This is a genomic window from Delftia sp. WY8 (assembly GCF_018437695.1).
In the GTDB taxonomy this organism is placed as follows: domain Bacteria; phylum Pseudomonadota; class Gammaproteobacteria; order Burkholderiales; family Burkholderiaceae_C; genus Comamonas; species Comamonas tsuruhatensis.
Genome location: NZ_CP049795.1, coordinates 5,923,319 through 5,936,645, shown reverse-complemented (window position 1 = coordinate 5,936,645; position 13,327 = coordinate 5,923,319). Strand labels below are relative to the sequence as shown.

Sequence of the window (13,327 nt, the reverse complement as noted above, 5' to 3'; positions counted from 1 at the left end):
CGAAGCGAGGAAAAGAGCTGGATGCCACCACGCCTGCCTGCGCCGTGCGGCGCGGGGCCTGCAAAGAGTGGCGGGAAGTCAGCAAGATGGACATGGCGGATCGTGGGGGTTGGCAGGGGTCTGGGAAAGCGGGTGAATTCAGTGGGTGGGCGCCGGCCGGGCCGGCGCGCCGCACTCACTTCTTGGTGTAGATCTGGTCGAAGCTGCCGCCGTCGGCAAAGTGGTCCTTGTCGGCCTTGGCCCAGCCGCCAAACGCCTGGTCGATGGTGACCAGCTCCAGCTTGGGGAACTTGTCCGCGAACTCGGCCTTGACCTTGGCATCGGTGGGACGGTAGTAGTTGCGGCCGGCGATGCGCTGGCCTTCCTCGGAGTACAGGTACTTCAGGTACTCCTCTGCCACGGCGCGCGTGCCCTTCTTGTCCACGACCTTGTCGACCACGGCCACCGAAGGCTCGGCCAGGATGGACAGCGAAGGCACGACGATCTGGAACTTGTCGGGACCGAACTCCTTGAGCGCCAGGAAGGCCTCGTTCTCCCAGGCCAGCAGCACATCGCCCACGCCGCGCTGCACGAAGGTGATGGTGGCGCCGCGCGCGCCCGTGTCCAGCACGGGCACGTTCTTGAACAGCTTGCCGATGAAGTCCTTGGCCTGTGCGTCGCCGCCGTACTTGCGCTTGGCGAATTCCCAGGCGGCCAGGTAGTTCCAGCGCGCACCGCCGCTGGTCTTGGGGTTGGGCGTGATCACCTGCACGCCGGGCTTGACCAGGTCGTCCCAGTCCTTGAGGTTCTTGGGATTGCCCTTCTTCACCAGGAAGACGATGGTGGAGCTGTAGGGCGCCGAGTTGTGCGGCAGGCGCTTTTGCCAGTCGGCCTTGAGCAGGTTGCCGTTCTTGACCAGGGCGTCGATGTCGCCGGCCAGCGCCAGCGTGGCCACGTCGGCGTCGATGCCGTCGATGATCGAACGCGCCTGCTTGCCCGAGCCGCCATGCGACTGCTTGACGCTCACGTCCTGGCCGCTCTTGGCCTTCCAGTGCTTGGCGAAGGCCTGGTTGTATTCCACGTACAGCTCGCGCGTCGGATCGTAGGAGACATTGAGCAGTTGCACCGACTGGGCCAACGCCGGCAGAGCCGACAGGGTCAAGCCCGCGATCAGGCCGGCGGCGACAGGAAACTTGATAAAGTGGCGGCGAATTTTCATTGGAGTGTCGGTAGAGAGTGGAGACGACGGTCTGGTGCCGTGGAAAGCATTCTCAAAGCCAACTCTTAAAACTCAAACCAATAAGATTTCAGTTTGTTATTCCCAAAACATCTGAATCTCTGCAAGACAAGGACTCAATTCCCCATGGCACGTACCGTTCACTGCATCAAGCTTGGCGTTGACGCTGAAGGCCTGGATTTCCCGCCCTACCCCGGCGAGCTGGGCAAGCGCATTTTTGAAGGCGTGAGCAAGCAGGCCTGGGCCGACTGGCTCAAGCACCAGACGATGCTGGTCAACGAAAACCGCCTGAACCTGGCCGACGCACGCGCCCGCCAGTACCTGGCCCGCCAGATGGAAAACCACTTCTTCGGCGGCGGCGCCGATGCGGCGGCCGGCTACGTGCCTCCTACGGCCTGAGCCGCTTCGTGCCCTTTCACCGCCCCCGTCGCACCGCGCCGGGGGCGGTTTCATTTGCGGTGCCGCAAACGGCCGCCGCCCAGAGACCGCCTACAATGCCCGCCTTCTTGCGCTGGACGGCGCAGTGGCCGCACACCCTGCGGCGCGGGCCGGTCTTCATCCGAGGTTTTCCGTGCTTCCATCCGTCTCCCTGCTGGAATCGTTCCAGGCATCGCAGTTCACCGTCATGCTGGTGATCTACCTCGTGGCCATCACGGCCGAAGCCATGTCGGGCGCGCTGGCGGCGGGCCGGCGCAACATGGACATCTTCGGCGTGGCCGTGATCGCCTTCGTCACCGCGCTGGGCGGCGGCACCATCCGCGACATGGTGCTGGGCCACTACCCCATCGGCTGGACGCAGCACCCTGAATATGTCTACCTGGTCATCTCGGCCGGGCTGCTGACGATCGTCGTGGCGCGCCACATGCACCATCTCAAGCAGGTCTTTCTGCTGCTGGACGCCATGGGGCTGATCGCCTTCTCGCTGATCGGCTGCAACGTGGCGCTGGAGCTGGGCTACCCGCCCGTGGTGGTGGTGATGTCGGGCATGCTGACCGGCATCAGCGGCGGCATTCTGCGCGACGTGCTGTGCAACCAGGTGCCGGTCGTCTTCCGGCGCGAGCTGTACGCCAGCGTGTCCCTGGCCGTGTGCCTGCTGTTCCTGGGGCTGCGCACGCTGGACGTGGGCTCCAACCTCAGCACCGTCGTCTGCTTTGCCGGCGGACTCACGCTGCGCCTGGCCGCCATCCGCTTCAAGTGGCGCCTGCCCGTGTTCTCCTACCAGCAGCGCTGGGAGGAGTAGTTCTGCCCCTTGCCCATGTCCGAACGCATTGACTGGCTGCCCGATGGCACGCCCTACAGCCCGCGCTTCGGCGACCGCTACCACAGCGAACTCGGCGGCCTGGACCAGGCCCGCCACGTCTTTCTGGGCGGCTGCGGCCTGCCGGCGGCCTGGGCCGATGCGCCGCAATGGCGCATCCTGGAGACCGGTTTCGGGTTCGGGCTGAATTTCCTCGTGGCCTGGGAAGCCTGGAAGACCGATCCCCGGCGCCCGAGGCTGCTGCATTTCGTCTCGGCCGAAGCCTTTCCCGTCAGCGCCGACGCCATGCGCCAGGCCATGCCGCGCGAGCCAGGATTGCGCCTGCTGGCCGAGGAGCTGGCCACCCGGTTCCAGGGCCTGCTGCCCGGCGTGCACCGCCTCGCCTTCGAGCAGGGGCGCGTGCTGCTGACGCTGTACATCGGCGATGCCCAGGCCATGCTGCGGCGCCAGCAGCTCACGGCCGACAGCATCTACCTGGACGGCTTCACGCCGGAACTCAACCCCGACCTCTGGAGCGCCGATACCCTGCGCGCGCTGGCGCGCCATTGCCGGCGCGGCACGCAGCTGTCCACCTGGTGCGTGGCGCGCACGGTGCGCGATGGCCTGGCACAGCACGGCTTTCAGGTGCGCAAGGTCGATGGCGTCCCACCCAAGCGCCACAACCTGCATGCCGTCTTCGACCCGGCCTGGCAACCGCGCGGGCCGCGCGGGCCGGGTGCACAGCCGCAGGAACCCATCACCCCACGGCGCTGCATGGTGCTGGGTGCAGGCATCGCCGGTGCGGCCGCCGCCGCCAGCCTGTCGCGCCGTGGCTGGCAGGTCACCGTGCTGGATGCTGCCGACGCGCCTGCAGCGGGCGCCTCGGCCCTGCCCGCGGGCCTGTTCTGCCCCCATGTCTCGCCCGATGACAGCCTGCTGTCCCGCCTGAGCCGCGACGGCGCACGCCTGACCCTGGCGCAGCTGCAAATGCTCTCCGGCCAGGGCCTGCTGCAACCGGGCACGGACTGGTGCGATACCGGCGTGCTGGAGCACGGCGTAGAGGCCGCCCCGCGGCTGCCGCGCGACTGGCAATCCCCCGGCCCGGGCGACCACTGGAGCCGGCCCGCAAGCGCCGATCAACTCTCGGCGGCCGGCCTGCCCGCCGACGCCCCGGCCTGCTGGCATGCGCAAGCTGGCTGGGTACGCCCGGCGCGGCTGGTGCAGGCGCAACTGGCGCTGCCGGGCGTGCGCTGGCAGGGCCGCGCCTGCGTGGCGCGTCTTGCACGCACCGACACAGCCGGTGGCGCGCCCGTCTGGCAGGCCCTGGATGCACAGGGCAATCTGCTGGCCGAGGCTGAACTGGTCGTTCTCGCACTGGGCCCCGCAACCAATGCGCTGCTGGAGCACAGCCTGGGTGCGCAGGCCGCCTGGCCGCTGCAGCCCATTCGCGGCCAGGTCAGCTGGGATGTGCACACCCCGGCCAGCGCACAGGCCATGCCGCCCTTTCCCGTCAACGGCCATGGCAACCTGGTGCCTGCCATGCCGCTGCCCGGCGATGCAGCCGGGCCAGGCTGGGTCATGGGATCGACCTTCGAGCGCGACCAGACCGCGCTGCCGCCCAGCCCCGGAGACCAGGCCGCTGCCCATGCAGCCAATGGCGCCAAGCTGGCGCAGCTGCTGCCACGTGCCTACCAGGGCCTGCAAGGCTTCTTCGACGCGCCACCGCGCGCCACCTGGGGCGCCGTGCGCGTGGCCTCGCCAGACCGGCTGCCCGTGGTCGGACCGGTGTCCGATCAGGCTCCTGGCCTGTGGGCGCTGACGGCCATGGGCTCGCGCGGGCTCACGCTGTCGCTGCTGTGCGGCGAGCTGCTGGCAGCACGCCTGCACGACGAACCGCTGCCCCTGGATGCCAGGCTGGCGGCTGCCCTGGCCAGCGAACGCCTGGGCCGCAGGCGCTGAGCCGCTGAACCGCCCGGCCGCTGAACGGCCCGGCATTCACACAACGGCCTGAAAGAAAACCCGAGTCTTCCCGCAGACGGTTTTTTGTCACTCGTTATGTTTGTTAGTGCATATCGCTAGAATCCGGAACCTGTTTTCAAAAGGAAACAACCAGCCGCTCCGCGTCCACCCACACAACAACCGAAAATCGTGCCCCTCCAACCCCGCTACAGCGCCCCAGCCTCCTCCCCTGCCTTCCGCCTGCAATCCACGCTGGCCCACGCCCTGCTGCTTGCGGGACTGGCCGCCAGCACCCAGGCACAAGCCCAATCGGGCACGTCCGCAGCACAGTCTTCGCAGACCTTCCAGCTGGGCACGGTCGATGTGCGCGATGATCGTGAAGAGCGCGGCGCCATATCTAACGATGAACAACGAACGGACGCCGCCGAGATGCGCCGGCGCAATGCAGACACCGTGGCCGACGCCGTGCGCCTGCTGCCGGGCGCCACGCTGTCGCGCAACAATCGCAACGAGGAAATGATCTACCTGCGCGGCTTCGATCCGCGCCAGGTGCCGGTCTTCGTGGATGGCGTGCCGCTGTACGTGCCCTATGACGGCTATGTGGACTTCGGCCGCTTCACCACGTTCGACCTGTCCGAGATCCGCGTGGCCAAGGCTGGCGCCTCGCTGATGTATGGCCCCAATACGCTGGGCGGCGCCATCAACCTGGTCACGCGCAAGCCGGTCAAATCCTTCGAGGGCGATGCGCGCATCGGCGCAGGCGCAGGCGGCGAACGCAAGGCCGCCGTGAACCTGGGCGGCAACCTGGGCACCTGGTACTACCAGCTTGGCGCCTCCTACCTGGACGCGGACAGTTTTCCGCTGCCCAAGGGCTTCAAGGACTTCAAGAAGCAGCCCACCGACACGGGCAACTACCGCGACAACGCCTACCGCACGGACAGGCGGCTGTCGTTCAAGCTGGGCCTCACGCCCAATGCCACGGACGAATACGCGCTGGGCTATGTGCGCCAGGAAGGCAAGAAGGGCAACCCCGTGTATACCGGCAGCGCCACGGGCAAGAACGTCATCCGCTACTGACGCTGGCCCTATTGGGACAAGGACAGCGTGTACTTCCTGAGCACCACGCGCATCAATGCCGACAACCTGCTCAAGACGCGCATCTACCACGACACCTACCAAAACGGCCTGGACATGTACACGGACGCGAGCTACACGCGCCATGACCCCACCAGCAGCTACAAGGACGTGAGCCAGGGCGCCAGCATCGAGTGGGCCAACTACAGTTTCAAGGGCCATGCGCTGCGCCTGGGCGCGCACTACAAGATCGACGAGCACACCGATGCCGCCTCGGCCAAGGACCCCAGCAAGCACTACCGCGACGTGACGCGCTCGCTGGTGGTCGAGGACACGATCTCCCTGGCCGAGCGCTGGAGCCTGAACCTGGCGCTCAGCCACGACCAGCGCAATGCGCGCGAGGCCTACCAGTGGCCCACGGGCTCGGCCAGCGCCACCAATGGCGTGGCCAAGCTCGGCTATGCGCTGGGCGGCGGCAGCGAGGCGTATTTCATCGCCTCGCACAAGACGCGCTTTCCCACCATCAAGGACCGCTACTCGGCACGCATGGGCACGGCCCTGGCCAACCCCGACCTGCAGCCCGAGACGGCCAACCACCTGGAGCTGGGCGTCAGCGGCTCGCCCTGGCAGGGCGGCCAGGGCCAGGCCGCGCTCTTCTACAGCCGCGTGCGCAACCAGATCCAGACCGTGGTCCTGGCCTCTGCCGAATGCGGCGGCACCACCTGCAACCAGGCGCAGAACGTGGGGCGCACGCGCAACATCGGCATGGAGCTGTCCCTGGCCCAGCAACTGTCCGCGCAATGGGGCGTGAACGCCGGCTACACCTACCTGAACCGCCGCAACACCAGCGACTCCAGCATCACGCTGACCCACACGCCACGCCACCGCCTGCTGGCCGGCGTTCAGTGGCGTCCGCTGGCGCAGTGGGAATTCAATGCCGAGGTCGAGACCGAGAAGGGCCGCTACGTTCCGGTGTCGGGCAGCGGCCAGCTGCAGACGCTCAAGCTGCCCGGCTACGGCATTGCCAACCTGCGCGCACGCTACAAGCCGCGCAGCGACATCACCGTGGACTTTGGCGTGGCCAATATCGGCGACAAGTGGCACCAGTTCGATGACGGCCTGCCCATGCCGGGCCGCAGCTGGTATGTCAACCTGGGCTATCGCTTCTGAGGAGCGGACCTGGCGCGAAGCGCCCGCCCACGCCTGCCTGCGCTCCGGGTCCAGCCAAGCTGCCCATGGTCAACGACACCGGGGTCGGGCAGGAGTACAACAGCCCCATTGATACGCATCAACCTGCATGCCATGAACCCGCCCTTCACCACCCTGCCCCTGGCCGCCCTGGTCCATCCCGACGACGAGCATGCAATGGAGCTGCTGCTCGAACGCGTGGCACGCCGCCTGCAAGGCGCGGGCTGGCGGGTGGGCGGTCTGGTGCATCGCCAGGACCGCTATGCCAACGGCAACAAGCGTATGCAGCTGTTCGACCTGCGCAGTGACCGCCAATTCGAGCTGTCCCAGGACCTGGGCTGCGCCTCGCGCGCCTGCAGTCTCAACCCCCAGGCCCTGGCCCAGGCCAGCGCCGTGCTGCGCCAGGCGCTGGACGATGGCGTGGATCTGGTGGTGATCAACCGCTTCGGCATCGTCGAGGCCTCGGGGCAAGGCTTTGCCGCCGAATTCGCGGCCTTTGTCGAGGCCGGCACGCCCGTGCTCACGGCCGTCGCGGCCCGCCATCTTGAAGACTGGCGCAGGTACACCGGCAGCCTGCATGCCGAGCTGGCAGCCGATGAGGTGCAGATAGAGCAATGGTGCCAGGCACAGCTTGAGCGCCGTGGCTGCGCCAGCCCCATCCCCTGACTTTCATGACCGATCTTCTGTTCACCCGCCGCCGCTGGCTGGGCCAGGCCATGGCGGCGCTGGCCTCATCGGCTCTTGTTCCCGGCCATGCCCAGACCACGACCATTGCCGCGCGCATAGGCCAGATACCGGACGCGACCAAACTGCGCCGGGTGTTTGCCGCCGGCCCGCCTGCAGGCGTGCTGGTGGCCACGCTGGCACCGCACAAGCTGCTGGGCTGGCCCCAGCAGCTGGACGATGTCTCGCGCGCCTATCTGGGGCCCACACTGCAGGCGCTGCCGCATCTGGGCCGCCTGTCCGGGCGCGGCAGCACCATGCCGCTGGAGTCGCTGCTGAAGCTGCAGCCCGACCTGGTGCTGGACGCCGGCACGGCCGATGCCACCTATATCTCGGCCACCGAGCGGCTGGCGCGCCAGACCGGCCTGCCCTGCGCGCTGATCCAGGGCTCGCTGGCCGACCACGCACGCCAGTTGCGCGAGGTCGGCGCCCTGCTGGGCGAGGCCGCACGTGGCGAAACCCTGGCCCGCCATGCCGATGCCGTGGCGGCGCTGGCGCAGCGTTCCACCCAGGGCATGGCACCGGCCGAGCGCCCGCGCGTGTATTTCGCGCGCAGCGCCAACGGCTTGGAGACAGGGCTGGCGGGCTCCATCAATGTGGAAGCCGTCGAATATGCGGGCGGGTGCAATGTGGCCGCCGATGCAGGGCGTGGCGGGCTCACGCGCGTGTCCATGGAGCAGATCCTGGCCTGGGACCCGCAGGTCATCGTCACGCAGGAACCCGGCCTTGCCGAGCGCATGCGCCAGGACCCGCTGTGGCGCGGCGTAGCCGCCGTGCGCTCGGGCCGCGTGCACTGCGCGCCGGTCTGGCCCTTCGGCTGGCTGGATGGTCCGCCCGGCGTCAACCGGCTGATCGGTGTGCGCTGGCTGCTGGAAAAGCTCCACCCGCAGGCGCCGGCCCTGCAGGGACTGCCGCCGTTGGAACGCGAGGTGCGCGACTTCTACCGCCTGTTCTACGGTGCCGACCTGTCGCCCACAGCGCTGGGCAGGCTGATGGAGACTGCGCGTTGATGCCTGCCACAGGCCGCCGCATGGGGTGGGTGCTCGCACTAGCCTTGCTGGCCGCCGTGCTGCTGGGGGCGCTGGCGGCGGGTCAGTTCTCCATCGCGCCGCAGCAGCTGTGGCAGTCGCTGCTGGCGCGCGCCACGGGCACTGCCTCGCCCTTGTCCGCCAGCGCCGAGACCGTGCTCTGGAACATCCGCCTGCCGCGCATCGCCGCAGGCCTGGCCGTGGGCGCCACGCTGGCGGCGGCAGGCGCGGCCTACCAGGGCATGTTCCGCAACCCGCTGGTCTCGCCCGACATCCTGGGCGTCTCGGCCGGTGCCGGCCTGGGCGCGGTGCTGGGCATCTTCCTGGGCTGGTCCATGGCGGCCGTGCAGGCCCTGGCCTTTGGTGGCGGGCTGGCCGCCGTGGCCGTGGTGGTGGCCATCAGCACCAGCGTGCGCCGCCATGACCCGGTGCTGGTCCTGGTGCTGGCCGGCATTGCGCTGGGCGCGCTGCTGGGCGCGGGCATCGCCCTGGTCAAGACGCTGGCCGACCCCAATACGCAGCTGCCATCCATCACCTTCTGGCTCATGGGCGGCCTGAGCGCCGTGACCCTGCCCGAGCTGGGTGCCACGGCACCCGTGATGCTGTGCGCCCTGCTGCCCCTGATGCTGCTGCGCTGGCGCATCAACCTGCTGGGCCTGCCTGACGAGGAGGCGCTGGCCCTGGGCGTGCCCGTGGCACGCCTGCGCCTGCTGCTGGTGGCCTGTGCCACGCTGGGCACGGCGGCGGCCGTATCGCTGGCCGGCATCGTCGGCTGGGTGGGGCTGGTGGTGCCGCATGTGGCGCGCCTGCTGGTCGGCCCCAATTTCGTGCGCCTGCTGCCGGCCTCGGCGCTGCTGGGCGCGGGCTTCGTGGTGGCGGCCGACACCCTGGCGCGCAGTGCGGCACGCATCGAGCTGCCGCTGGGCATTCTCACGGCCCTGGTCGGCGCGCCTTTCTTCCTCTACCTGCTGTCGCGCACGGGCCGCAATGACTGAAATGCCGACGGCGCCCGTGCTGCAGACGCTGGCCCTGGCCACGGGCCATGGGCGCCGGCGCGTCAGCCAGGGGCTGGACTTGGCCATTGCCGCAGGCGAGGTGCTGTGCCTGCTGGGCCCCAACGGCTGCGGCAAGACCACGCTGTTCCGCACCGTGCTGGGCCTGCTGGCGCCGCTGGCCGGAGAGGTGCGCGTGCAGGGCCAGCCCGTGCACAGCTGGCCGCGTGCCGAGTTTGCGCGGCGCGTGGGCTATGTGCCCCAGGCTCAGGCCGGCGTCTTCGGCTTCGAAGCGCTGGACATGGTGCTCATGGGCCGTGCCGCGCGCCTGCCTGCGCTGGCCCGGCCTTCAAGTGCCGACCGTGCCCTGGCGCTGGGCTGCCTGGAGCAGTTGGGCATCGCCCATTTGGCGCTGCGCCCCTATACCGAGCTGAGCGGCGGCGAGCGCCAGCTGGTGCTGATCGCACGCGCCCTGGCCCAGGAGCCCGCGCTGCTGGTCATGGACGAGCCCACGGCCAGCCTGGACTTCGGCAACCAGATCCGCGTGCTGGACCAGATTGCCGCGCTGCGTGCACGCGGCATGGCCGTGCTGCTGTCCACCCACCAGCCCGAGCATGCGCTGCAGGTGGCCGACCGCATCGCCCTGCTGGGCCGCGGCGGCCTGCAGGCCTGCGGTGCGGCGGCGCAGGTGGCGACACCGGCCGCGCTGGCTGCGCTCTATGGGGTGAGCGAGGCGGCGGTGGCGGCGCGGCTGCCGGCAATCCCTAAGGTCTGGGCGGGCGCCACTTCCAACACGGCGGCGGCGTCAAGGGCCGGCCTGCATCCTTGAGCAAGCGCTGCAGCAATTGCTGCTCGCTGTGGATGGAAGGATCGGCCAGCAGCCGGGCAAACCGGGTTCCTCCGTCCTGCATGCCGAGCGGGGCGGACGCTTGCATCAGCCACTCCAACTGGCGGCGCCGGGCCTGGGCCGCGGCGCGCTCGGTCGGGGTTTTGGCCAGCCGGCGTTGAATCGCCAGCCCAAAGCCCTCGTCCAGCACGGTCGATGAGCGCTGCGTCAGCAGGTGGGCTACATGCAGGCAGTCGGCCTCGCGCGCCGGGGTTTTGCCCATCGCTTCGGGTTTGCAGGTATCCAGCAGCGCCTTGTAGCCCGTCAAGGGAAAGGCTGTCCAGATACCTATTGCAGTGATCACCGCGCCTTCCTCGAGCCGGTAGTTCGGACTGCCACCCAGCGCCTGCAGCTCCTGTGCCGTGGGCGGATGGCGCAGCAAAGCGGACTGCATCCAGCGCACGCCGTCATACATGTGCAGGTCCGCGTAGCGGCTTTCGCGCGCTGCAACCAGCAGTTCCTGCGGTCCCAGCGCCTGCTGCATCAGCGCAGAGAAATTGCTGGGCTCCAGCGCCAGCCAGCGGCGGGCAGCCTCGGAGCGCACTTCGCCTTCGTCCTCAGGGGCCTTGGAGGCCAGCAGTTGATAGGCCAGCGCATCCTGCCCTGCCCGCTCCAGCGCGTCCTGGCGCCAGCCCTCGGCCTGGCTGACAGCGCTTTTGTCGCGGGGCGACAGATTGATCAGGATGGCCGCAAAGGCCAGATCGCGCCCGCTGCCGGAACCGGCCAACTGCGCCGCCACGCGGTGCAGATACGCATCCCAGGCTGATTCCCGTGCGGATTCGTCGGGTTCAGGCGCGTCAGCTGTGTGCGTTGCTGACAACGGAGACGGCGGCTGTGCCGGCTGCTGGGCCTGCGACTGAGCAGCAGTTGCCAATGCCAAGGACAGCCCGATGGCAACCAAGCGGTTTCGCATTCTGAAATCCTCCCTCTGGCCGGAAAGCATATCGGCCACTCATGCGTTTGGCATGCCCAGCCCCGCAAAGTCTGCTGCCATTCACTTATATCCATATCCACATACTTGCAGGACAAAACAATCGTTTGCTTCTATAAGGCCATTGCTTACATTCCCCTCCATGCAGGGTTCTGTGCGCGTGTCCCGCAAGTGCCTCGGTGCCACGCGATGAGCCCCTGCACCGCCGCCACTGGCGGCAGTCGAAGACCCCACATCCGAAGCGCCATGTACCAATACACCGAATTCGACAAACAGTTCATCCGCCTGCGCGCCGAGCAGTTCCGTGACCAGCTCGAACGCTGGCAGGCCGGCAAGCTCTCGGAGGATGAGTTCAAGCCCCTGCGCCTGCAAAACGGCTGGTATGTGCAGCGCTACGCGCCCATGCTGCGCGTGGCCGTTCCCTATGGCGAGCTGTCCAGCGCCCAGCTGCGCGTGCTGGCCCGCGTGGCCCGCGAGTACGACCAGCCCGACGCCGCCCTGCTGGCCGAGGCCCGCGACACCCAGGCCAAGCTGGGCGACATTCCCCTGCACGACGGCCGCCGCATCGGCTCCGACCTGAAGTTCGGCTACGGCCACTTCACCACGCGCACCAACGTGCAGTACAACTGGATTCCGCTGTCCAAGGCCGCCGACGTGATGGACCTGCTGGCCAGCGTGAACCTGCACGGCATCCAGACCAGCGGCAACTGCATCCGCAACATCAACAGCGACGCGCTGGCGGGCATTGCCATCGACGAGATCGCCGACCCCCGCCCCTTCACCGAAATCCTGCGCCAGTGGAGCACGCTGCACCCCGAGTTCAGCTTCCTGCCGCGCAAGTTCAAGGTCTCCATCAGCGGCGCCGAGGAAGACCGCGCCGCGCTGGGCTGGTACGACGTGGGCCTGCAGTTGCTCAAGAACGAGGCTGGCGAGCTGGGCTTCAAGGTGCGCGTGGGCGGCGGCATGGGCCGCACGCCCACCATCAGCCCGGTGCTGCGCGAGTTCCTGCCCTGGAACCAGCTGATGAACTACCTGGAAGCCGTGATCCGCGTCTACAACCGCTACGGCCGCCGCGACAACGCCTGGAAGGCGCGCATCAAGATCCTCGTGAAGTCCGAGGGCCAGAACTTCATCGACCAGGTCGATGAGGAATTCCGCCAGATCGTCGAGGTCGAGGGTGGCCCCCACACCATCACGCAAGCCGAGTACGACCGCGTGGCCGCCAATTTCCGCGAGCCCGAGCTGGACCTGTCGCCCGCCAATGCCGAGGCCGAGACCCTGGCCCTGCTGCGCACGGCCGCCGAGGAAGACAAGGACTTCGGCCGCTGGCTGATCAGCAACGTGCGCCCGCACCGCCACCCGCAACTGCGCGCCGTGCTGCTGTCGTTCAAGCGCCTGGGCTACGCGCCCGGCGACGCCACGGCCGACCAGATGGATGCCGCCGCCGCGCTGGCCGATCAGTTCTCGGCCGGCGAGATGCGCGTCACCCACGAGCAGAACCTGCTGCTGCCCTGGGTGCGCCGCGACCAGCTGCCCCAGCTGTACAAGGCGGCCAAGGCCCTGGGCCTGGCCAAGCCCAACATCGGCCTGCTGACCGACATGATCGCCTGCCCCGGCGGCGACTTCTGCTCGCTGGCCAATGCACGCTCCCTGCCCATTGCCGAGGCCATCACCGAGCGCTACCAGGACCTGGACGAGCTTTGGGACCTGGGCGAGATCGACCTGCATATCAGCGGCTGCATCAACAGCTGCGGCCACCACCACAGCGGCCACATCGGCATCCTGGGCGTGGACAAGGACGGCAAGGAGTGGTACCAGATCACGCTGGGCGGCGCCGACGGCTCCCACCTGTCCGGCCCGGCCACGCCCGGCAAGATCATCGGCCCCTCGTTCAGCGCCGCCGAAGTGCCCGGCGTGATCGAGGCCCTGCTGGCCACCTACCGCGAACAGCGCCAAAGCGAAGGCGGCCGTTTCGAGACCTTCATCGCCACCGTGCGCCGCGTGGGCATCGAACCGTTCAAGGCCGCCGGCAATGCAGCCCGCCACCCCGCCAAGCACACCGAGGAAGCGGCCGCCTGACCCCAGGTGAGAGC

The 13,327-nt window shown here is 68.5% G+C and carries 10 protein-coding genes and 1 pseudogene; 9 read left to right on the top strand and 2 right to left on the bottom strand.

All coding sequences use genetic code 11. The annotated features are described in order from the left end of the window. Positions 1-175: 175 nt before the first annotated feature. The gene (locus tag G4D77_RS27145; RefSeq protein ID WP_012206440.1) at positions 176-1,198 is read right to left on the bottom strand and encodes a sulfate ABC transporter substrate-binding protein; all 1,023 of its coding nucleotides are present in this window, start codon (positions 1,196-1,198) and stop codon (positions 176-178) included. A 144-nt stretch (positions 1,199-1,342) separates the two neighbouring features. On the opposite strand from G4D77_RS27145, the gene G4D77_RS27140 reads away from it, so the two are divergent. The 8 genes and pseudogenes from G4D77_RS27140 (at position 1,343) to G4D77_RS27105 (ending at position 10,246) form a co-directional block, all read left to right on the top strand. Then, the gene (locus G4D77_RS27140) at positions 1,343-1,615 is read left to right on the top strand and encodes an oxidative damage protection protein (RefSeq protein WP_012206441.1); all 273 of its coding nucleotides are present in this window, start codon (positions 1,343-1,345) and stop codon (positions 1,613-1,615) included. Between the two features lie 172 nt (positions 1,616-1,787). Further along, positions 1,788-2,456 (top strand): trimeric intracellular cation channel family protein, encoded by a 669-nt coding sequence (locus G4D77_RS27135; protein ID WP_016453307.1) that lies wholly within the window; start codon positions 1,788-1,790, stop codon positions 2,454-2,456. A 15-nt stretch (positions 2,457-2,471) separates the two neighbouring features. Further along, positions 2,472-4,412, top strand: a complete 1,941-nt coding sequence (mnmC, locus tag G4D77_RS27130) for a bifunctional tRNA (5-methylaminomethyl-2-thiouridine)(34)-methyltransferase MnmC2/FAD-dependent 5-carboxymethylaminomethyl-2-thiouridine(34) oxidoreductase MnmC1 (RefSeq protein WP_154833990.1) — start codon at positions 2,472-2,474, stop codon at positions 4,410-4,412. A gap of 189 nt (positions 4,413-4,601) precedes the next feature. Continuing rightward, positions 4,602-6,656, top strand: a pseudogene (locus G4D77_RS27125) (TonB-dependent receptor plug domain-containing protein). 132 nt (positions 6,657-6,788) lie between these two features. Further along, positions 6,789-7,340: a DUF2478 domain-containing protein gene (locus G4D77_RS27120; RefSeq protein ID WP_016448340.1), complete on the top strand. Its 552-nt coding sequence runs from the start codon at positions 6,789-6,791 to the stop codon at positions 7,338-7,340. 5 nt (positions 7,341-7,345) lie between these two features. Continuing rightward, positions 7,346-8,407, top strand: a complete 1,062-nt coding sequence (locus G4D77_RS27115) for an iron ABC transporter substrate-binding protein (protein WP_154833989.1) — start codon at positions 7,346-7,348, stop codon at positions 8,405-8,407. Then, positions 8,407-9,420, top strand: a complete 1,014-nt coding sequence (locus G4D77_RS27110) for a FecCD family ABC transporter permease (RefSeq protein WP_154833988.1) — start codon at positions 8,407-8,409, stop codon at positions 9,418-9,420. The genes G4D77_RS27115 and G4D77_RS27110 overlap by 1 nt, the downstream gene beginning before the upstream one ends. Then, positions 9,413-10,246: an ABC transporter ATP-binding protein gene (locus tag G4D77_RS27105; protein WP_154833987.1), complete on the top strand. Its 834-nt coding sequence runs from the start codon at positions 9,413-9,415 to the stop codon at positions 10,244-10,246. The genes G4D77_RS27110 and G4D77_RS27105 overlap by 8 nt, the downstream gene beginning before the upstream one ends. Here the strand turns inward: G4D77_RS27105 and G4D77_RS27100 are convergent. Continuing rightward, a complete protein-coding gene (locus G4D77_RS27100) occupies positions 10,182-11,216 on the bottom strand; it encodes a hypothetical protein (protein ID WP_154833986.1) in 1,035 nt (344 codons plus the stop codon). The two genes, G4D77_RS27105 and G4D77_RS27100, sit on opposite strands and share 65 nt — an antisense overlap. 264 nt (positions 11,217-11,480) lie before the next feature. Between G4D77_RS27100 and G4D77_RS27095 the strand changes: the two genes are divergently transcribed. Next, positions 11,481-13,313, top strand: a complete 1,833-nt coding sequence (locus G4D77_RS27095; protein ID WP_154833985.1) for a nitrite/sulfite reductase — start codon at positions 11,481-11,483, stop codon at positions 13,311-13,313. The last annotated feature ends 14 nt before the right edge of the window (positions 13,314-13,327 follow it).

Coding starts and splice junctions, on each gene's coding strand:
- G4D77_RS27110 (WP_154833988.1), top strand. CDS start 8,407: ATGCCTGCCACAGGCCGCCGCATGGGGTGGGTGCTCGCACTAGCCTTG.
- G4D77_RS27120 (WP_016448340.1), top strand. CDS start 6,789: ATGAACCCGCCCTTCACCACCCTGCCCCTGGCCGCCCTGGTCCATCCC.
- G4D77_RS27105 (WP_154833987.1), top strand. CDS start 9,413: ATGACTGAAATGCCGACGGCGCCCGTGCTGCAGACGCTGGCCCTGGCC.
- G4D77_RS27095 (WP_154833985.1), top strand. CDS start 11,481: ATGTACCAATACACCGAATTCGACAAACAGTTCATCCGCCTGCGCGCC.
- G4D77_RS27140 (WP_012206441.1), top strand. CDS start 1,343: ATGGCACGTACCGTTCACTGCATCAAGCTTGGCGTTGACGCTGAAGGC.
- G4D77_RS27145 (WP_012206440.1), bottom strand. CDS start 1,198: ATGAAAATTCGCCGCCACTTTATCAAGTTTCCTGTCGCCGCCGGCCTG.
- mnmC (WP_154833990.1), top strand. CDS start 2,472: ATGTCCGAACGCATTGACTGGCTGCCCGATGGCACGCCCTACAGCCCG.
- G4D77_RS27100 (WP_154833986.1), bottom strand. CDS start 11,216: ATGCGAAACCGCTTGGTTGCCATCGGGCTGTCCTTGGCATTGGCAACT.
- G4D77_RS27115 (WP_154833989.1), top strand. CDS start 7,346: ATGACCGATCTTCTGTTCACCCGCCGCCGCTGGCTGGGCCAGGCCATG.